Annotated in this window: 21 protein-coding genes and 2 pseudogenes; 7 read left to right on the top strand and 16 right to left on the bottom strand. The window is 63.3% G+C overall.

The genetic code is table 11. From position 1 onward, the window contains the following. Window positions 1-17: 17 nt before the first annotated feature. From DAD99_RS15735 to DAD99_RS15665, 15 genes and pseudogenes are all read right to left on the bottom strand, one after another. Window positions 18-284 (bottom strand): hypothetical protein, encoded by a 267-nt coding sequence (locus tag DAD99_RS15735; protein ID WP_227008108.1) that lies wholly within the window; start codon window positions 282-284, stop codon window positions 18-20. A gap of 81 nt (window positions 285-365) precedes the next feature. Next, the gene (locus DAD99_RS15730; protein WP_193342291.1) at window positions 366-1307 is read right to left on the bottom strand and encodes a type II secretion system F family protein; all 942 of its coding nucleotides are present in this window, start codon (window positions 1305-1307) and stop codon (window positions 366-368) included. Next, window positions 1304-2158, bottom strand: a complete 855-nt coding sequence (locus tag DAD99_RS15725; protein WP_193342290.1) for a type II secretion system F family protein — start codon at window positions 2156-2158, stop codon at window positions 1304-1306. Before DAD99_RS15725 ends, DAD99_RS15730 begins: the two co-directional genes overlap by 4 nt. Continuing rightward, a pseudogene (locus tag DAD99_RS15720) lies at window positions 2158-2466 on the bottom strand (CpaF family protein); the annotation flags it as partial. The pseudogene DAD99_RS15720 and the gene DAD99_RS15725, both read right to left, overlap by 1 nt. Window positions 2467-2771: 305 nt before the next feature. Continuing rightward, window positions 2772-4469 (bottom strand): HNH endonuclease signature motif containing protein, encoded by a 1698-nt coding sequence (locus tag DAD99_RS15715; protein WP_193342289.1) that lies wholly within the window; start codon window positions 4467-4469, stop codon window positions 2772-2774. Between the two features lie 416 nt (window positions 4470-4885). Further along, entirely contained in the window at window positions 4886-6148 is a 1263-nt protein-coding gene (locus tag DAD99_RS15710; protein ID WP_193342288.1) for an IS701 family transposase, read from the bottom strand. A gap of 64 nt (window positions 6149-6212) precedes the next feature. Beyond that, window positions 6213-6767 carry an RES family NAD+ phosphorylase gene (locus DAD99_RS15705; protein WP_193342287.1) on the bottom strand — a complete coding sequence of 185 codons (555 nt, stop codon included), beginning with the start codon at window positions 6765-6767 and terminating at the stop codon, window positions 6213-6215. Continuing rightward, complete coding sequence (locus DAD99_RS15700) at window positions 6768-7124, bottom strand: hypothetical protein (RefSeq protein ID WP_193342286.1); 357 nt, start codon at window positions 7122-7124, stop codon at window positions 6768-6770. Window positions 7125-7298: 174 nt separating this feature from the next. Further along, on the bottom strand, window positions 7299-8006 hold the full coding sequence (locus DAD99_RS15695) for a recombinase family protein (RefSeq protein WP_193342285.1): 708 nt from the start codon (window positions 8004-8006) through the stop codon (window positions 7299-7301). A gap of 264 nt (window positions 8007-8270) precedes the next feature. Further along, the gene (locus DAD99_RS15690; protein WP_193342284.1) at window positions 8271-9011 is read right to left on the bottom strand and encodes a potassium channel family protein; all 741 of its coding nucleotides are present in this window, start codon (window positions 9009-9011) and stop codon (window positions 8271-8273) included. A 187-nt stretch (window positions 9012-9198) separates the two neighbouring features. Beyond that, a complete protein-coding gene (locus tag DAD99_RS15685) occupies window positions 9199-9669 on the bottom strand; it encodes a hypothetical protein (protein ID WP_193342283.1) in 471 nt (156 codons plus the stop codon). Window positions 9670-9735: 66 nt separating this feature from the next. After that, entirely contained in the window at window positions 9736-10194 is a 459-nt protein-coding gene (locus DAD99_RS15680; RefSeq protein ID WP_193342282.1) for a cytotoxic translational repressor of toxin-antitoxin stability system, read from the bottom strand. Next, on the bottom strand, window positions 10191-10604 hold the full coding sequence (locus DAD99_RS15675; protein WP_227008107.1) for a type II toxin-antitoxin system HicB family antitoxin: 414 nt from the start codon (window positions 10602-10604) through the stop codon (window positions 10191-10193). The genes DAD99_RS15680 and DAD99_RS15675 overlap by 4 nt, the downstream gene beginning before the upstream one ends. Before the next feature lie 460 nt (window positions 10605-11064). Next, window positions 11065-11748, bottom strand: a complete 684-nt coding sequence (locus tag DAD99_RS15670; RefSeq protein WP_309233319.1) for a DUF4386 domain-containing protein — start codon at window positions 11746-11748, stop codon at window positions 11065-11067. Window positions 11749-11964: 216 nt separating this feature from the next. Further along, window positions 11965-12693, bottom strand: a complete 729-nt coding sequence (locus DAD99_RS15665; protein WP_193342281.1) for a PspA/IM30 family protein — start codon at window positions 12691-12693, stop codon at window positions 11965-11967. 223 nt (window positions 12694-12916) lie between these two features. Between DAD99_RS15665 and DAD99_RS15660 the strand changes: the two genes are divergently transcribed. The 3 genes from DAD99_RS15660 (at window position 12917) to DAD99_RS15650 (ending at window position 14251) form a co-directional block, all read left to right on the top strand. Then, window positions 12917-13090, top strand: a complete 174-nt coding sequence (locus tag DAD99_RS15660; RefSeq protein WP_193342280.1) for a hypothetical protein — start codon at window positions 12917-12919, stop codon at window positions 13088-13090. Beyond that, window positions 13081-13878, top strand: a complete 798-nt coding sequence (locus DAD99_RS15655) for an SDR family NAD(P)-dependent oxidoreductase (RefSeq protein WP_193342279.1) — start codon at window positions 13081-13083, stop codon at window positions 13876-13878. Before DAD99_RS15660 ends, DAD99_RS15655 begins: the two co-directional genes overlap by 10 nt. 190 nt (window positions 13879-14068) lie before the next feature. After that, window positions 14069-14251: a hypothetical protein gene (locus DAD99_RS15650; RefSeq protein ID WP_193342278.1), complete on the top strand. Its 183-nt coding sequence runs from the start codon at window positions 14069-14071 to the stop codon at window positions 14249-14251. A 161-nt stretch (window positions 14252-14412) separates the two neighbouring features. Here DAD99_RS15650 and DAD99_RS15645 read toward each other — a convergent pair whose 3' ends face one another. Further along, window positions 14413-15006, bottom strand: coding sequence for a CPBP family intramembrane glutamic endopeptidase (locus DAD99_RS15645; RefSeq protein ID WP_227008111.1), 594 nt, complete (start codon window positions 15004-15006; stop codon window positions 14413-14415). Between the two features lie 272 nt (window positions 15007-15278). Here DAD99_RS15645 and DAD99_RS15640 point away from each other — a divergent pair, with 272 nt between their 5' ends. From DAD99_RS15640 to DAD99_RS15625, 4 genes and pseudogenes are all read left to right on the top strand, one after another. After that, window positions 15279-15935 carry a helicase associated domain-containing protein gene (locus tag DAD99_RS15640; RefSeq protein ID WP_193342276.1) on the top strand — a complete coding sequence of 219 codons (657 nt, stop codon included), beginning with the start codon at window positions 15279-15281 and terminating at the stop codon, window positions 15933-15935. 857 nt (window positions 15936-16792) lie between these two features. Then, window positions 16793-17110, top strand: coding sequence for a hypothetical protein (locus DAD99_RS15635; protein WP_193342275.1), 318 nt, complete (start codon window positions 16793-16795; stop codon window positions 17108-17110). Window position 17111: 1 nt separating this feature from the next. Then, window positions 17112-17486 carry a hypothetical protein gene (locus tag DAD99_RS15630; RefSeq protein ID WP_193342274.1) on the top strand — a complete coding sequence of 125 codons (375 nt, stop codon included), beginning with the start codon at window positions 17112-17114 and terminating at the stop codon, window positions 17484-17486. A 418-nt stretch (window positions 17487-17904) separates the two neighbouring features. Then, window positions 17905-18125, top strand: a pseudogene (locus DAD99_RS15625) (IS5/IS1182 family transposase); the annotation flags it as partial.

Genomic DNA, 18125 nt, shown 5'->3' with positions numbered 1-18125 from the left:
CTGGCGCCCAGCATGACTTACTTTCCGACCTTGTCCATGGCCTGGTTAAACATCGTTTCGAGGGCTGGGCCGGCGAGAGCCAGCAACGCCGCCACCAAGACTGCGGACATTAAGGTGATCATCACCCAACCAGGCACGTCACCGCGCTCCGGGTGGTCTTGGGCCGGCACGTCGGGATCTGTCGCTGCGTACCTCCGGCCTGACACAGTTTCACTGGTCCGTGCCCACAGGCCGGCCAGCAAAGCGAGGAGCAGCAGGCTGCCCGAGATTCCCATGTTTTTCATTTCGGTCCCGTTCCTTGTGTAAATGACGCGGTGGAGGTCATGTGGCGGTTATTGGCTGTGACGGCTTGGCGATGCTCATGGCTAAAGTCCAAGGCTGATGGCCGCGATGCCGGGGAACACTGCGAAAACCACTGTTAGGGGCAGGACACCAAAGACCAAAGGAACCATCATGGCAATTTCTTTCTTGCCCGCCGACTCCATGAGGTCCCGTTTTGCGGTGTCCCGGACGTCCTGGGCCTGAGCCCTCAGCACATCTGCCAAGGGTGTGCCCCGCTCGACCGCGACGATGATTCCGTCGACAAATCTGACGAGCGGCCCCAGATCTGTCCGCGAGGAAAACTCCTTGAGCGCTTCCACCAGCGGTTTCCCCGCTCTGGTCTCAGCAAGAATCTTGGAAAACTCCTTGGCCAGCTCCCCACTCGCACTGCGGCAGACGCGGTCCAGTGCACCAGTGGCACTTTCACCGGCACCGACAGCCAGTGCCATGAGCTCGGCAAGGCTAGGAAACTCCGCCATCATCCGGGATTCCCGCCTGCTGATTTGGACGCCCAACCAGAAGTCACGGAAGAGAAAGCCGCCGAGCGCGCTTCCGAGGACGGCCACAACCGCGAGGAATGGACTGAACCGGCCGGCTGCCGCGCCCAGCACCACCGCCGCCACGGCGGCGGCGAATCCAGCGGCGGCCCAGAGGAGCTGTTCGGCCCGGAAATCTATGGGTGATTTGTTGATGCCGGCTTGGGCGAGCCTGCGGGTCAGCGCCTTTGACCCTAGGTTCAGCTTCCCCAAGGCTGCGAGTCCGTCGTGGAGCAGGGGACGCACGATCCGTTCCAACGGTCCGAATGGCGTGGTGTTCTGTCCGCTGGCCCGCAGCAACCGCGATTCAAGGTTTTGCGATTTCAGCTGCGGATCGATGCGCTCGACGAAGGTGAGCGGCCGCATAAAGGGCAACCGGACGAAGATCAGCCAAAGGCCCGTCCCGAGGACGATGCCGCACACAATCGCAGCCGCCGAGATCCCGTTCATCGCAGCACCCGTTCGTCCTGCGGAAGGGCGCCGATGCGGAGCATGATGGAGTAGCAGACCAGCGACACCACGAGCCCGCCGAGGAGGACGCCGGCTCCCATGGGCGTGTTGTAAGCGTTCACGGCTTCAGGCCTGGTGGCCAGGAGGAGCATAACGATCCAGGGGGCGGCAACCGCGAGCCTGGCGGCGTTGACAGTCCAGGACTGCCGGGCCTCGAGCTCGCTGCGTGTCCGCGCATTTTCCCGGAGAAATTCCGCAAGGGTGCCCAACAGCTTCCCCAGGTCCGAACCGCCCACTTCACGGGTCAGCCTGAGTGCCTCGACGATCCGGTCCGCCACCGGGTCCGCCAGCCGGTCCTTGAGTTTATTAAGAGAGGCATCGAACTGCCCGCCCGCGCGGTAGTCGGCTCCGAAGTCCCGGAAAACATGCCGAAGCTCCTCGGGGCCTTTCTCCCCCAGCTGGATCAGGGCCTCCGGCAGTGAAAGCCCGGCGCGGATGGCCGAGCGCAGGTGGTCCACCACGTCCGGCCAGAGCTGGCGTAGGACGGCAGTTCTCCTGGTCGCCCGCCACCGGACAATGCTGACGGGCAGCCAGGCGCCGAAAAGTCCGAAGCAGACGGATATCGGCCATGACCGGCTGACCACAAAGAGGATGAGAGCCACAAATATGCCCAATCCCAAGCATGAGGCCACGAGGCCCGTCCCGGTGACCTTTTCGATTCCGGCGGAGGCCAGCAGGTCCTCGAGGCGGCTGGCCCGCGGGCGGCGCTTCAGCGCTGCCGGCTTTTCCCAGAACGACCACCAGATCAGGAAGAGCCCGGCGCCCGCAAGCACCCCTACCAGAGGCGCCATCAGCGCGGCTCCAGCAGCGCCGCGACGTCGTACCCTGCCCGGGAAAACTTCTCCGCCGCGGGCATGGAGTTGGCCCGCGGCTGCAGCTGGCCATCCTCCATGGCGAAAACCATGGAGGATTCGATGATGCCGTTTTCCACCCGCCGGCCGAGGGAAAGGATCTCGGTTACTTGGCGGCGGCCGTTGGCGTGCCGGCTGCAGTGGACCACGAGGTCGATGCAGGACGCCACCGTGGGGACGACGAAGGCAGACGAGATATTTTCACCGGCGAGTAGCGGAAGGGTACAGATCTTGGTGACGGCGTCAGGGGTAGTGCAACCATGACGTGCACGGAACGTCAGCCCTTGGCTGCGATGATTCCCGTCTACGAGCCGCCCATCACAAAGGGGGACATATTCCGTGGCCTAGGAGTTCTACCAAAGGGCCCGCTGGAGGAAGGACTCTGGATTACAACATGGGCGAAAGGGTCTATTGATCTCGCACGAGCAACGCTCTGACCTAAACGCGAGGTCACGGGAATAATAGAGATCTTTCGCTGAGCCATAACCGGACCGAGATCCCGGAGTCAAGGGGAGCTTCTCGCTGTACCGGGGACGCGACGCTGGGTGAATTATCAGCTCTCACGAGCCTGGCGGAGTGCAAGAAGCTGGTCAGCCAGAGTGGAAAACCCCGCGTTAGAGGGCTCTTCCACACGGGACGCTAAACCATTCAGGCCGGGTTTGCCCAGCTCCGAGACTGTGACCTCAAGGGGAAACCATTCCGGTAGGTCTGCATAGACCCGGACAACCGAGTCGATTTGGGAAGGATCATCACTCCTACGCTGCTGCCGCCAAGTTGCACACGAAACAACGAGCAACTCAATAATATTTGGATTGCGTCGCAACGCCTCGCCCAAAGTCTCGCGAACATGCTCCATCGACGTCAGAAAAGCCACAGGGCCGAATAAGGCCCGGCCATTTACAAGGTTGCCAGCCCAAGTCTCCGAACTGGCCCAATCTTGGGAGGCAAAGAGCTCGATCAATTCCTTCTCCGCTTCCGTAGCGAAGTGAGATCGTTCAGTGTTGATGAACTGCCTATAAGTCTCGGCCAGCATGGAGGTCGCCACGCAAAGGGGGCGAATTTCCTTGTCCCCTGAAATTAGCCTCAACACCTCCTGTGTATCAGCATTCTTCGCTACGCTTGCAGCTAGGCCCGCGGTTGCCTGAAGGCCTATCGCGAGGTTTGAGAAAGTTTCAGGAATGGTGGCGGCCAGAATTGCGGCGACTGATAACTCAGATCGAAGTTCCGCATCGTATGCAAGACTATCTACTCTGCTGTGTGGCCTAGCCTTATCAAGCAGTTCGCGGTGAACAATCATCGGATCCTCCATAGGAACCAACATCTCCTCTACTGCTTCCTCAGGCTCTGGCGGCCCTTCGACATCCTTTTTGCCGGCAGCAGCATCGGCGAGGTTCGTGACCGCTCTATCTAGTTCTGCGGCGGCTTCGGCGACTTGAGCATCGTTTTGAAGCGAAGAGTTCAGCCTCCACTCCTCGGAAGCGGTCAGGACATTGCTGACAGCACTCGCCGTCCAGTCGCACCATAAAGAGACGCCAGGGTGACTGACCCGCACTGCTGCCAACTCGATCTTTGCGCTGTCCACAAGGGGTTTTAGGCCGTCCCGTGCAGCCGCAAGGGCTGCTTCAAGGGCGAGCTTAAACTCGTTGTTCCTCACAGGGGATAAAGCTGCATAGACGCTGTTCCCGCTCTCGTCCCAGCCGACGGGAGCGCGGCGCATGGCATCTTGGGTGTCCTTCCACGCCCTGGCCACCGCGGCAGGTCCCTGACGGGCGTCCAATGAGGCGAGCCTGAGCGTTGCAACAGCGCGGATGAGCCTCAAGAGCGCGTCGGAACGGACTTCCTCTGATGTGATCGACGACAGAATCAAGTCGACCTCTTGGTCAGTAAGACCGGTCCATGCTTGTGCGACCGCAATGCACTCCTCTAGCTGGCCCTTTTTCCACCTCTGGAGCACTTCCACTGGGTAGATTTCGGGGTAATCGTCGACCTCCACATGATGGTCACGGCATAACAGGAGAAGATTCGACGCGCTACGGTTCTCTTCTGGATCCATCTCAATCCAGCGGGGCCCGCTTGGGCTCTTGCCATAGATGTGGCAAACCTGGCTATTGAGAACGCGGTCTCCTGTCTCATTGATTAGTCTGTAGAGAGGTTTCCTACACTCTGGCTGAGCACAGCGAAATGCGGACCCGTACAGCTCTTTTATGGTTGTCGGGGTAGGATCCGGATAAGAAATGGGTTCGGCTGCCATTAGTCTATTTCAGCATGGCAGAACCAAAATGTTCTCCATTTGAGGTAATACGCATAAGCATGACTTGGTTATCGCAGCCGTCACTGCAAATGCTTTCGGATGGGCTGCGGCTACTCACAAGCCCACCTCTCCCGGCCCTGTTGCGTCGCATAATGCGGCCTATCGGAGGACGAGAAGCGCTTCGCGGACCTACTCCGCGGGACTCCTTCGGGGATTTTTGGCGCTGCCGCATCAAGGTAGCCGACGCACCTCTTCTGCACGGCCTGATCTGTTGCTACACCATGCGGAGGCCATCGAATTCCTGGCGGACCGCCTAGTAGTACTTAGTTAGGTTGGGGCTCGTGGGTGGCAGTAGGGGCAGTATCCGGTCCGTGCGGCGACGAGGTGTTGGAGCTCGCGGAGGATGCCGTAGAGACTCAGGCTGCCCCAGGCGCTTTTGGGCGTGTCAGGCGCAGTGTGGTGATGAAGAGGTGGGCGGCGGTGACGAGGGTGGCGTGGTGGTGCCAGCCGAGCCAGGTGCGGCCTTCGAAGTGGTCCAGGCCGAGCCCGGTTTTCAGTTCGCGGTAGTCGTGCTCGATGCGCCACCGGATTTTGGCGATCCGGACGAGTTCCTTCAGCGGTGTCGTCTCCGGCAACGTGGAGAGCCAGTAGTCGGTGGGTGCGGGTGCGCCTTTGGGCCATTCGGCGAGCAGCCACTCGGCGGGGAGGGAACCGTCCTCGGCGCGGGGGATGTCGCGGTTGGCTGCCCGGACCCGCAGTGCGATGAACCGGGAGGTCATCGAGGCGTGTTTGTTGTTGGTGGTGGACTTGGTGCCGTGCCGCCAGGTGACCTGATGCAGCTTCCGGCGGCCGGCGTCCATGACGAGGTCTTTGAGTGATGTGGGGGCGTCCAAGTAGCGGCGCTGGTGTGAGCGGGGGCCTTTGCCGGCGTAGTCGGGCACGTCGATGGGAGCGTCTTGGAGGTGCGCGGTTGTGGAGTGCTTGACGGCGACCATGTAGGGGATCGCCCGTTCGCTGAGTCCGGACCGGAACGCGGTGATCTCCCCGTAGCCGGCGTCCCCGACCATGATCGGGGGACGGTAGCCCCAGGCGCGGAGTTCGTCGATCATCTCCAACGCCATCGCCCACTTCGTACGATGGCGTTGGAGTTCGGGGATCTGCGCCTTGGCCCGGCGGGCGGCGATCATTTCGGCTTGGGCGTTCGTGTCCGCGCAGGTGTCATCCCAGGCTTCGGGCACATAGAGCCGCCAGTCCAAGGGGCAGGAGGCCTGGTCGGTGGCCGCGTGGATGCTGACGGCTATCTGGCAGTTGCCGATCTTGCCCAGGGTGCCCGAATACTGCCGCGCGACGCACGGCGAGGAGCCGCCGTCCTTCTTGAACCCGGAATCGTCGACCACCCACGCGTCGGGGCCGATCACCTCCACGGCCTTGCGCACCAGGACCCGGCGGACCGGCTCGGGCTTCCACGGCGAGGACGAGACGAACTGCTGCAGCTGCTGGTAATCGACCCCGAGCCGTTCGCCCATCGGCTGCATCGATTTTCGCCGCCCGTCCAGCATCAGACCGTGCAGATACAGGTTCCCCTTGTTCCGCTGATCCGTCCGCGGCAGCGAAGCAAACACGTCCGCCACAAACGCTTCCAGCTCCGCTTTGGTCTCGGCAAGCTCATCCGGTTTCATGCCTCGAAAATTAACAGGATCGGTCAGGGATTAAAAGCCGCCACGCCGACCTAACTAAGTACTACTAGCTGATGACCCTGCGGATCAGGGCTGCCGCTTCCTGAACGGCATCGTGGTCCATGGTGAGCGGTTCAGGGGGTCCCGCGACGGTCAGCCCGGAGGTGTCCCAGAGCCCAAGACTGGCCCAACGGGGCTCGTAGAAGGACCACCAGGAGAGACCAGCGTAGTCACCGGTGTCATGGATGGAACGAGCCCATTGCTGGGTCGAGTCCCGGTCGCGCGAGACGACGCTGCTGGGTCGCAGCGACCATTCAAGCAGTACCTCCGGGTCGTCCAGGTCCAGGATGGCCGGCTCGCCGGTGTACTTCACCAGGGCCTTCCTGGTGCCGTAGGGCGTGCCCGGCGGCGGCGCCAGGATGTCCGAAGTCCAGGCCGAGTATCTGCCAAAAGCCTCGGCAACCGCACCCTCCGCAGTGTCGCCGACGTAGAGCACTTTGTAACCTCGGTCGGGGTCGTCGACTCGGCCGGCGCCTTGCCGTGGCCAGATATAGAGCGGATGCCCGTTTGAGGCCGGGTCGGTCGCGGAAGGGTGCCAGTTCAGTACGCGCCAGAAATCCACCTACGCGAACGCTCCCTGCTCGAAGGCCCGGATCGCCTCAAGCAATGGCGCCGCACCTTCGAGCCGGTACACGTCGATGGGCCTGGCCCCCAGATAGGGGTCCTGGCCTTCGAGCCACAGCTTCGCCTGGGCAGGAGTGAACGCACTGTGCAGGTGACCGACGAGGGCGTCCAGGTCAGCCAGTTGCGCGCGGTTCTCCTCGTTGGGTGAGTCCTGACCGGCCTCCCACCGGCCGGGACGGTCCTTGTTCACCCCGAGAAGTGCTGCCACTGCGTTATTGCCGAGGGCGCTGATCAACCTGTGGGTGACCGCACGCGGACCGTAATCCGGAGCCTCCTTCAGCCCGCCCAAGTTCACGCTGGCTTGCTTGGCTGTAGTCCTGCTCCGTGATTGGACACGGGGGCTCACGGCTTTGAACCCTTTGGGAAGCAGCACAACCCCGTTGCGGACGACGACACGCGTTTCTTTGCCGCCACTTTTCACAATGACAGTTTGCTCGGCGGCTCTCCGCTGCTTCTCCATTCCCCAACACTAACTGTTGGGCCGAGGGTACGGTAGGGCCCGGCATTCCGTTGAATCACCCCCTGGCAGGCAGCTTCTGCTTCTCCGCGTACTGGGACACCGTCCCCTGCCGTGGCTGACGTGATCCTGGTCCGCAGTGGTGTCGGCGCCGTACTGCTTTAGGTAGCGGTACATGGTGGCCCGGGACCAGTGGACTGCCTCGGCTGCTTCCTCGGCGTTCTTGCCCTCGGAGAGTAGTTGTCGGACCAGCCGGACCTTGGTTTCGATGGTCTCCGGCCTAGGGCCCTGCTTGCCGAACTTCACTCCGCGGGCCTTGGCGGCCATCACCCCGGAGCGGACCCGCTCGTTGATCAGCTCACGTTCGTACTGGGCCAAGCTGGCGAACAAGGCCAGCTGTAATCGACCATGGGAGGTCGAAGGATCTACCCCGTCCATGATCGAGTGCAGGCTGATACCTCTGTCGGTGATGTCCTGCACGGTGTTCACGACGTCCACGAGAGAGCGGCCCAGGCGATCGATACGCCACACGAAGATCTCATCACCCTCGCGGGCATACTCCAGCAGCTTGACCATCTGGGGCCGTTCCCGGGCAGCCTTTGCTCCTGACATTTCGTCGATGAAGATTCGCTCTCTGGCGACTCCTACCTCCATCAGCGCCTGAACCTGCATGGACGCGTTCTGGTCGCTGGTGCTGATCCTTGCGTAGCCGAGTTTCATTGCCGGTCCCCTTCCGTCTCGTCTTATAGTTCCTTAAGGAGTCTCAAGACATTCCCTTGATACAGGGTGGGTGAGACATTCAGCGCCCCAGAACACCGGGAAATCGGCCAGTTGCGATGTACCTCATCAAACTAGAGTCCGTGAGACTCCACGCGGGTTCCCCCCGCCATGGGCGTCGGTTCGTGCCGCAACCCGTCGCCGAGCGGCTTTCCCAGCACTCGGTTTAGTCGGGCCGGCGGCTAACCCTCTGCCGGCGGCCGGCGCTCAATCCTCCCGCATCTGCCCTTGACGGCCATCCCGGGCCGCCTCCAGCAGCGTTGTCAGATGCTGCACTTGCTCGGAGAGTTTTTGCAGCTCCAGATGGACAGGGGCTTCAGCAGCGTCGATCTCGGCCTGGGTTTCGTCGGCGACGGTCTGCACCATCCAGGAGGCGACCGAGGCGGTCACAACTCCGAGCACGGCGACACCGCCGATCATCAGACCTGCCGCGACGCAGCGGCCCAGCACGGTGACCGGGTAGTGGTCGCCGTAGCCGACGGTGGTGATGGTGGTCAGCGCACACCAGATGGCGTCCCCGAATGTCGTCAGGTTGGAGCCGACTGCGTTTTCTTCGACGTCGAGGACAGCCAGGGCGCCGACGTAGATCAGCAGCGCCGCGGCCCCAAGCACGTATGTGAGGACCCGGCCGCGGAGGGCGTTGCCGCCAACCCGGTGCATGGCCCGGAGCAGGGTGACCAGCCGCAGCAGGCGCAACGGCCGAAGTGCAGGCAGTGCCACGATGGCGAGCTCGTGCAGATTCCTGACGAACCAGCGTCCACGTTGCGGCGCAAGGGCCAGGTTCACCACGTAGTCCAGGACGAATACCGCCCAAGTCACCCAGATGAGGATTTCAACAAGGAGGGACTCGGTGTTGGTGATCACCTGAACGGAGTAGGCGGCCAGAAAGATCAGCGCCGCCGCGGTCAGCGGCCATTCGGAACGCCGGTTCCATTCCAGTTGGGTCATTTTTGAAGTCTAGGGCGTCAGCCCTACGGGAAGGCCGGCGGTCCAGTTCATCGCCGTCGAGCTCCCCGCCCTTTGGCAGGGTCCTCAGCAGATCCCACGCCAGCCCGCTGCCACATCCATTCGGAGCCGAGCCTTAGGTGCAGGTTGGTGTGCTAGCCGCATCCGCCGCTGGAGCACCACGAGAGGTTTAGAGCCATGCGTCGATGGGGAAGACCGGCAACGCTACGCCTTTCTGGCCGGCCGTCTCCCAGATCATCGGCCCAAAGGCTTCCCAGTTGTCGAGCCATTCCCAGCTGAACAGGGATCCGTTGGCGTCAACTGCATGGAACCCGAAGCTGACCTGGTCCACCTCGGCCTGGCTGGAGATGACCGCCCCCGGGCCGGGGATCAGAGTTGGCAGGCTGGGACCGGCAATGATGTAAGCGGGAAGGACCACACTGTCTTCGGCCGAGTAGGTCCCTTCCAGGCCCACGTCATGAAACCCTCCCAGCCCATCCGCGACGGCAAAGCAGTCGTCGGCGCCGATGGTGATGGTTCCTTTGGGGAGGTTGTCCCTGGCATCTGCCGTCAGGACGCGGCGCTCCTCCGGCAGTCCCGGTACGAGGTGCTCGTGGCCGGGCAGGTAGACGTTGAGGGTTGGTACGGAGATCTGAGTCATTGACTCCATGTGTGCGTTGCTCCGTATCTCGCTCACCGCTTGGGGCCGCAAGATCAAGCCGGTCAGCTAGACCTTGACGGCTTCGGCGTCGCCATCCTCGGCCGGCTTCGAGAAGAGTTCACCCATCCTGGCGATCGCCTCGGTGGCCGTCATCCCCTTTACCTCCTCCTCAGGCAGGTGGAACGTGCCGATGAGGATGGAGACGACTCCGGCGGGGATGGCATTCGGGGGCGCCTCGGTCTGCCTGCCTCTGTCCGGCAGCACACCGTTCTTCACGCAATCCCAGAAGGCGGCGTTATCGACCTCGATCTGCTCGCGCAGGATGTGGCCCCACAGGTCCGGGCCGTAGTCCGAACGATCAACCGGGTGGCTGATGCGGGTGATGAGGATCCGGCCATCGTGCAGGGCCAGCTCATAGTTGTGGTGATGCGTACCCGTCTTTCCTGTGGCCGTCTTGCGACGCTCCCACTTCTCGGTGACACAGAACTGCTCGTGGTCTCTCCGGGTTGTCGGCGGGTACTTCACTCCCCGACCAGCCAGGCTTTAAGACGCTCGTCAGTCGCCGCCTCAACGAGCTGCACCAGGCCCCAGTTGTTGGCGTGGTTGGGAGCAAGCCTTAGACGCTCGGTCCATGCGTCGGCGTAGTCGCGCAGCGCCAGGACTGCTTCATCGAGGGCCTCGTCGTAGGTCGCACCGTCGGCGGCTATCGGCAGGCCAGGCAGGAAGACGCTCCACCCACCGGCTTCCGGAACCAGTTGGGCGTTGGCAGGGCGAACCTTCGCCATGAATTCCACTAGCCGTGCGGCGTCTACCGCTGAGATGCGTACGTCGTCCCGGCTGATGGAGGCCGGGCGGCCGCTGGCCGCAGCGTCCAGTACATCCTTGAGGTGTTCCCGCCCGGAGCGAAGAGTCGGGAAATGGGCCATGGCAGTCAAGGGGTTCCTCCTGGTAAAGATTCCGTGTACACAGCGTACACGGATTCCCCGCGCGGAGAAAGCCCTGGTATGTAGCTGCTCCCGGGCACTGACGCTCCTGTGGAGCCGGCGGGCGTGTCCTCAAGGTGGAACGGCGAGGGCAGCAACTCAACTCCAGGTATCTATCAACCGACAGTCAGCGCTATTTGCTGCAGCTGGGACGCCGCAGGAGCTCCTGATCAACAACCCGTCAACGAAAGCTTCCGATCCCAGCGGGGCACTTTGGATGCCTGCCCGGCCACACAGCGGAAGAGGCAGCTTCGGGTCAACTACCAGCCAGTTGCTGCTTCCGGGAAAGCGGCTCCCGGCAACCTTGAAGAGGACAACTTGCCCTCCTTAGTCTGGGGTTGGTTGGGATCGTGTCAGTTCGCTGACTGCGGGTCCGGGCGGAGGGTGGTGGGGGTGTTCGCGGTGCTGGTGTTCATGGTTGGACCGTTGGTTGGGTTTCGGGGTGATCGCTACCGGTTGCTGTGTTGTCGGCGGTCAGTGGCGTTGGCTTGAAGCCTTTGACGATCAGCCAGATGCCTAAGGATAGTTCGAACACGGCGACGGGCAGAGCGGCTAGAACGGCGGTCGGGGACACCTGGGAGTAGGCGCCGAAGAAGACCGCGATGTCGGAGGCCAGCAGCAGTGGGGCGCCGATGAATGCGATGATCGGGAGGATGCGCGGGATGAGGGCGGAGCGGTAGAACATGTAGCCCAGGAGCAGGTCGCATGCAACGGGCATCAGGCTTTGTGAGAGCAGGAACGTCCAGTTGTAGGTGGCGATCAGGCTGTGGCCGATCGTGACCAGCGAGGCAGCGTCCGCCCCGGCAGCGTCGTTTCGCAGCGTCGTGATCGTGAGCAGGCTGGTGACGCTGACGAAGATGAGGCAGGTCTCCAGGAGTCGGGCGGCCACCAACCCCAGTGCCGCGGTTTGGCTGATCCGCTTGGTCACCGGGTACAGCACGACTGCGGTGCTGATGCCGGCCAGGCCGACGGTGACCTCGGACAGCGCACCCCACTGTAGTGCGGTGGTGCTTCCGGCGCCCAGGATGAAGGCGCCGGCGTCATCCTTGACGGGCTTGTAGAGCGCGAGGGTGGGGATGGAGACGAACGTGAGCACCTACAGTATGCCGGCGGTCAGGGAGATCCGCCTCGTTGGGTGCATTCGCCGCCGCGGGATGGGTGCTTTGACCGGAGGGGTGGTAACCATCAGAAGTCCTTCCCTAGGCCGTGAAGCCGGCCCTCATACATGGGCGTCGGCGTCTCAGCGGCGGGCGGGGTCCCTCATCCGGCCAGGTCCGCGACTCGTGTCGGCGGTGGGGCTAGGGAGTTACCCCTAGTAGTCGATGGCCTTCCGGTCCATGGACTTGAGCGCGGCGAGCCGGGCTTCCACTTCGGTCTGCTCCCCGAGGTCTTCCAGGGAGGCGAACTTGGCGTCCAGGGATGAGGCGGCGAGTTCCTGCTGCCCTCGGACGGTGACTTCCTGGCGGCGGACGTTCTCCTCGTACCGGCCGATGGCTGAGGTCGGGTCTCCGGCGTCCAAGGCCTTGAGTGCGTCGTGGACCTGGGACTGTGCGGCGGTGACGCGGGCCCGGTTGACGAGCTGGTTGCGCTTGGCGGTCAGCTCACCGAGCTTGCCTTTCATCTGGTCAAGGCCGTGCTTGAGCTTATCGACGACCTCATTTTGAGTGGCCAGGGCCGTTTCCTGGGCCTTGGCAGTGGATTCGGCGGTCAGCTGCCGGCCGATGGCGACCTTGGCGAGGGCATCGAACTTGTCGGCGTCCACACTGTTCCCGGCGGCCCGAAACTCGTCGGCCTTGTGGGAGGCGGCGATGGCCTTGCGGCCCCAGGTGTTGGCGTCGTTCACGGCGCGGGCGTGATCGTCCTCGGCCATGCGGAGGTTGCCGATGGTCTGGGCGACGGCGGCCTCGGCTTCACGGATGTTCTCCGAGTAGTCCCGGACCATCTGGTCCAGCATCTTCTGCGGGTCTTCCGCGGAGTCCAGGAGGGCGTTCAGGTTGGCCTTGGCCAGCTGGGCAACACGGGCGAAAATACTCTGCTTCACGGGGGTCTTTCTATCGGCAATTAAGTTCGGATTCTATGTGTACGGCACCGCCGGGCGCCAGCACCCGGCTTGTCACACCCACCTTGGAACGGGGCGAAGCTGTATCGCTTGTGGTCGCCATGGAGGCCATCAGGATTCTCGGCCGTGACGTCGCCCTAGTGCCCCGGTTCTCAAAGCTCCAGGTCCGCCCATGAAGACGAGGAAGACCCCCTAGACTGGCGCCATGGAAGCCATCACCCAGGACGACGCCCGCCTCCGCGCGGAAGTGACGGCGTGCCTGAACAGCCATGACCTGCTCGGCGTCATGGACCATGGGGCGCCGGCCGATGAGCACGATCCTGAGATGGAAGACGTCGTGGCGCTCAGTCCCCACCAAAGGAGCAGGCCATGTCGTTAATCGAGCCCACCCGCATGATGTCCGGAAAGGTCGCCCTCGTCACCGGGGCCAGCCGCGGCATCGGGGCCGCGATCGCCGCCGCCTTGGCAGACGCAGGCGCACACGTCATCCTGACCGCCCGCGACGGAGATGCCCTGGCGACCCAGGTCCAGGCGCTGGCGTCCTCCGGACGGCAGGCCACGGCCATGCCCGCCGACGTCACAAATGAAGAGTCGGTGAAGAACCTTCTGGCCGGGATCCGTGAGCGGTTCGGCCGGCTCGATGCTGCGGTGAACAATGCCGCAGGCGGCGGACGTCCTCCGGCGCCTCTGCACGAATGGGCGAGCGAGGACTTCGACAGTGCCATTGCGGTGAACCTTCACGGGGTCTTCCTGTGCCTGAAGTACGAAATCGAGCTCATGCTCGCGACAGGCCACGGTGGGTCGATCGTGAATATGTCCTCCACCGCAGGCGAACAAGGTGTCGCCGGCCTCAGCGGTTACACCGCCAGCAAGTTCGGAGTCGCCGGCCTCACCCGCGTCGCTGCCCTTGACTACGCCGCGCACGGGATCCGGGTCAATGCGATCGCTCCCGGCCCGATCCTCACCGACCGGCTCGCGGCGGCAGGGCAGGCGGCGCAGGACCGCGTGGCCGCGTCAGTCCCGCTGGGCCGAATCGGTAAACCAAACGATGTTGCCGCCGCAGCTCTCTGGCTGTGCTCGGACCAATCCTCGTTCGTCACGGGCACCACCCTCACCGTCGACGGCGGCAGACTCGCCGGAACGCCCGCCTTCAAGACAAGTAGCTGACGCCGACCCGGGGGATGGTCGGAAGCGGCACTGTGGCTGGAACGCTCAGCAGGTGACGCTGAGTGGGACCGAGGCGGAGCTCCACACGTTGGTCGATCCGGGGACCCGGTATTGGGCTTCGACGGAGTAGTGCCACACACCGCGCGCTACGGAGCTGGACGGCCCGGAGTCATATGAGATGCTGCCGCTGTTGAGGTCGGTATCACTTACCCGCCAGGCGACGCTGGCGGTGGTTCCCGGCTTCGTCCGTCGCGGGTCAGCCTCTACTTTTCCGGACGTTGCTCAAGGAACAGTTCTGATCTTCATCCCGTTCTACGCCGTGTCCCTGATCTTCTCGAATCCGCAGGCGATCATCGTGCATGGCTTCACCTGACCGTCCGGCTCTTCCCATACGGCTCCATCTCGTACACCTCCAAGGTCAACATCAAGACCACACTGGGCGGCGGCAAGAAAGCCACGCCTGTAGTGGCCACAGCTTCTGACTGATCGGTCACTGCGGCAGGACACCGCTTTGCCCGGCAGCGGCAGCCCGTACTAAGGGAGGATCGCGTAGAAGATGGCCCAGTTCATGGCGAGGTTGAAGCCGGCGTGGGCGGCCACTGCCCCCATCAATGAGCCCGTGAGCTTCCTGAAGCCGTAGAACACCAGGGACGCCACGAACATGGCCGTCACCCAGAACAGCGCAGGCAGCGGCAGGAACGCCCAGGCGCCGCCAACAAAGACCAGGCCGAAGTGCGCCAGGTGGGTGACGGCGAAAGCTGCAGCATCGATGAGTGCCGCCCGACGGTCCCCGAGAGTCGCGGCGAAGCTCTCGTGGGCGACTCCGCGGTACAGCACCTCTTCCCCGATCGGACTGAAGAGCATTCCGATGACCGCGAAAATGATGAAGTAGATGAGCCGGTCGTCTTCCGACGGTGTGGCCGGCACGCTCGAGTAGGACAACGCAATGTACGTGAACGGGTGCGAGAGGCTGTGGCCCCAAAGCGCGGTCGCGCCTGCGTGCAGCCCCAGCGCCATGGCCACGCCCGCTGTTGCGGCCGGCACTATCCAGCGCCGCCGTGTGGGACGGACCAGACCGATGCGTTGACGCCCTTCCTTGGTCAAGAGGATGAAGGGCAGCGCGATCATCGCCACGAACACGACGCTGACGGCCTGATAGCTGCCGGTAATTCGCCTGCAGGACAAGGCCCACGCGCACGATACCGAACAGGGCGAGCAGCAGGATGCCGGTGCGAAGGTCCAGCGCCAAGAGCGATCGAAACGGGGGACGGACAGTCAGGGCAGTCATGTCGTGAGTGTATGGCCACTGCGTCAAGACCGGCTCAAACAGCAGGAACCCACCCCCGCCGCATGTCTGCCACAGCCGACGGGTCCCGATAGTCTCAGTAGACTGTGACGCGATGACCATAAAGCACCGCGCCGCCCCGGATCCGGAATGGGTCCTGATGTACCGGCAGGGCATCACTTCCCCCAGGATCGCCGCCACCGTGGGGGCCGCCGAGAGCACCGTGAGGTACCACCTCACCCTAGCGACCAAGGCAGACCCAGGGCTTCGTGGCGCACATAAGTCAGCGGCCGGAAAGACTACCCGGAGGACTGCGGCCGGCGCACAGAACCTGGCCGACGTCGTAGCGTTCCACCAGGTCGAGGGGCGGCAGCCCACAACCGGAGGGCGGACAGCCAGGGAACGGGCTCTCGGCGTGTGGCTGCACCGTCGCCGGCAGGAAGCAGCGGACGGCACCCTCTCCCCCGCCTACAGGGCAGCCCTGAGCATCCTCCCTGGCTGGGACACGGTCCCGCGCCCGGCGGACCGCAACAACGCCCGCTGGGACCAGCGCCTCGCCGAGCTTGTGGAGTACCGTGCCGCGGGCAACGACTGGCCGTTGCACAAGAAGGCCGCCACGGAACAGGAACGGGTTCTGGGCGTCTGGCTGCACGGGCAACGAATCGATTATCGGACCGGGAAGATCAAGCCGGCCAGGGAAGAACAGCTGAATGAGTCACTGCCGGGCTGGCGTGAGGGGCGGAAGCGCAGCGGCGGGCGCCGGAAGGCCTGAAGTGGGCTGCCGCCGGATGGCCGAACTCGCGGAGTACTTGGCTACCGGCAACACTTGGGCGCCTCACAACGGCTTCGATACCGAGCAGGAACGGGTCCTCGGCGTCTAGCTGCATGTACAGCGCGTCGGCAGCCGCGAAGGCAAGCTGGGGGTTCGACCGGGTTGAGCGGCTGGATGCTTCGGTTCCCGGCTGGCGGGAGGCCGCCGTGGTGGCTGGGCGGCAGCGGGCTTCCAATGCTGATCAGAGAGTACGGATCACGACTTGTGGCCCTCAGGGAGCACGCCTCCAAGGCAGCCTGTCAGCTGTAGCACAGGGGTTTGTTGGTGCAGCGGTCAACCAAGAGTGGCTCGCCGGGTGTGTTCCGTCCATCCCGCAAATTCGTGGCGTTACCGCTACGAATACGCAATGCCCCACTTGATCGGTGGCACGCAATCCAGATCCACTGGGAGAACACACCTGAGCGACACCAACCAGCTAGGTCAAGCCCACGTTTCTGAATGGCCCGGCGCTCGAGCCCCTACCGCCGGTGACACCGGAGGGATGGGCCAGTCGAGGCGGTGTGGAGCTCACATCAATGGAAGACGTCGCCGAACGCCAGATCGCCACGTGGATGAAGCAAGTTGCGTCCATACCACGTGTTGGGGGGGGCAAGAAGCGTTGAACCCGACAGAAGTTGCCACCTGATCATTGGGCCCGGAGCCGTCCCGAGAATCGATGAGGAAGACCCTGGGCGACGTGCATGTGAGTTCCTCCTTATGGATTCGTCGGAGTCACCGTACATCCGCCACGCGGACACGGTATTCCGCATTGCCGGTGGCCCCGAGACGGTGTCACAGGCCGCACGTACACTCTCACCATGGTGCAGGAGCTACACAACGACGATGCGGGCCGCTACCTCGTGGTGACCGCCACAGGCAGCCACTATGTGCTCGATCTGAAGGCCAGAACGGTTAAGCGGCAGATGGCCGCAGGCCCGCCACTTGTCGATTATCTCGACGCGGGATTCTCGCAGCTGCGTCGCGACGGGGAAGCACTTGAGCTGCTGATGCTCGAGTCATGTGCTGTCGGGGCGTCCGCCCAATACTGGATCCAGGTCCGCGACGACCACATCCCTACCCTCAGAACGACCTCGCCTGTGCTACGGATCGATGCCCTAGACCCTTCGGAGGCATGAATTGGGCGCCTATGCTGGTCCTGCGAACCTGATGCCGTCACCGAGCCGTATCGACATCATCATTCATGAGTCGGACGCCGAGTGGTGGCAGATCGTTGCCGCCGTTGGGCCGCTGGTCGTCATCCTCGGAGTCGTCCTCTTCGTGGCGATCGGCTGGTTCCGGCTGCGGGATCTCAAGACAAAGACCGGAAGGCAGTCAGACTGGTGGCCGCGAGCACGATGGGCATTGGAAGCGAGCCTGGAGGATGATCCGAAGAGACGTGAGGTCGGCCTCGCCGCATTGGAACTCCTCAATGAGAGCAGTCTTCCAGGCAAGGAGGAGAGCTTGATTATCGCTGAAGCCTGGAGGATGCCGCTCCGCGACGCGGAGACATGAGCGCCTTGGCCGAAAGGGCGTCGGTTGGTCAACGCGATTCAAATCGCAGTATCGGCCCTCAGGAAGAGCGTGTGATTGTTCGTGCCGCCCGGCTCCGGCTCTCAACCGACAAGAAGCAAGGCATCGACAGCCCGTCGTGGGTGACGGAAATCGCGAAGCGGCCCCTTTGATCCTGTGGTCAACCGTCATGAAGCCATCGGACTAGCTTGCGGCCCAAGCACCAAGCGGAACAACAGCTCTTGGTGGGCTGTCCCCGCTGTCCGCTAATGCCGGCCGCCTGTAAGCGGCGATTGCAGGCGTCTCAACCACTGGTTGTGCGGATGCACTTCGTCAACACGTCCTAGGACGGCGCTGAATAATTTTGGGGGCTTAAGGCGCGCCTGCTTGAGCGTTCCGGGATTTGGTTAAGACTGGATCTATGCAGGGTCGTGATGATGGTCAGCGTCAGCTTTTGGATGTCGATGCTCTGGCCGGGCATATGCTCCCGGCCGGTTCGGTGTTCAGGTTCCTCGCCGAGCACCGGCACGAACTGTTCCCCGATGACGCGTTCGCAGACCTGTTCGCCTCCGGGCGCGGCCGCCCCTCGACCCCGGCGGACGTGATCGCTTCGGTCATGGTCCTGCAGACTCTCCATAATCT

The organism is Pseudarthrobacter sp. AB1, from assembly GCF_014926485.1.
Taxonomy (GTDB): Bacteria; Actinomycetota; Actinomycetes; order Actinomycetales; family Micrococcaceae; genus Arthrobacter.
The sequence above is the reverse complement of the archived record's forward strand: the minus strand, read 5'-3'. Positions and strand labels throughout refer to the sequence as shown.

Excerpts from the sequence above, each read along its gene's own strand:
- DAD99_RS15735 (WP_227008108.1), bottom strand. The coding sequence starts at position 284 with ATGAAAAACATGGGAATCTCGGGCAGCCTGCTGCTCCTCGCTTTGCTG.
- DAD99_RS15730 (WP_193342291.1), bottom strand. The coding sequence starts at position 1,307 with ATGAACGGGATCTCGGCGGCTGCGATTGTGTGCGGCATCGTCCTCGGG.
- DAD99_RS15725 (WP_193342290.1), bottom strand. The coding sequence starts at position 2,158 with ATGGCGCCTCTGGTAGGGGTGCTTGCGGGCGCCGGGCTCTTCCTGATC.
- DAD99_RS15715 (WP_193342289.1), bottom strand. The coding sequence starts at position 4,469 with ATGGCAGCCGAACCCATTTCTTATCCGGATCCTACCCCGACAACCATA.
- DAD99_RS15710 (WP_193342288.1), bottom strand. The coding sequence starts at position 6,148 with ATGAAACCGGATGAGCTTGCCGAGACCAAAGCGGAGCTGGAAGCGTTT.
- DAD99_RS15695 (WP_193342285.1), bottom strand. The coding sequence starts at position 8,006 with ATGAAACTCGGCTACGCAAGGATCAGCACCAGCGACCAGAACGCGTCC.
- DAD99_RS15690 (WP_193342284.1), bottom strand. The coding sequence starts at position 9,011 with ATGACCCAACTGGAATGGAACCGGCGTTCCGAATGGCCGCTGACCGCG.
- DAD99_RS15685 (WP_193342283.1), bottom strand. The coding sequence starts at position 9,669 with ATGACTCAGATCTCCGTACCAACCCTCAACGTCTACCTGCCCGGCCAC.
- DAD99_RS15660 (WP_193342280.1), top strand. The coding sequence starts at position 12,917 with ATGGAAGCCATCACCCAGGACGACGCCCGCCTCCGCGCGGAAGTGACG.
- DAD99_RS15655 (WP_193342279.1), top strand. The coding sequence starts at position 13,081 with ATGTCGTTAATCGAGCCCACCCGCATGATGTCCGGAAAGGTCGCCCTC.
- DAD99_RS15645 (WP_227008111.1), bottom strand. The coding sequence starts at position 15,006 with ATGATCGCGCTGCCCTTCATCCTCTTGACCAAGGAAGGGCGTCAACGC.
- DAD99_RS15640 (WP_193342276.1), top strand. The coding sequence starts at position 15,279 with ATGACCATAAAGCACCGCGCCGCCCCGGATCCGGAATGGGTCCTGATG.
- DAD99_RS15635 (WP_193342275.1), top strand. The coding sequence starts at position 16,793 with ATGGTGCAGGAGCTACACAACGACGATGCGGGCCGCTACCTCGTGGTG.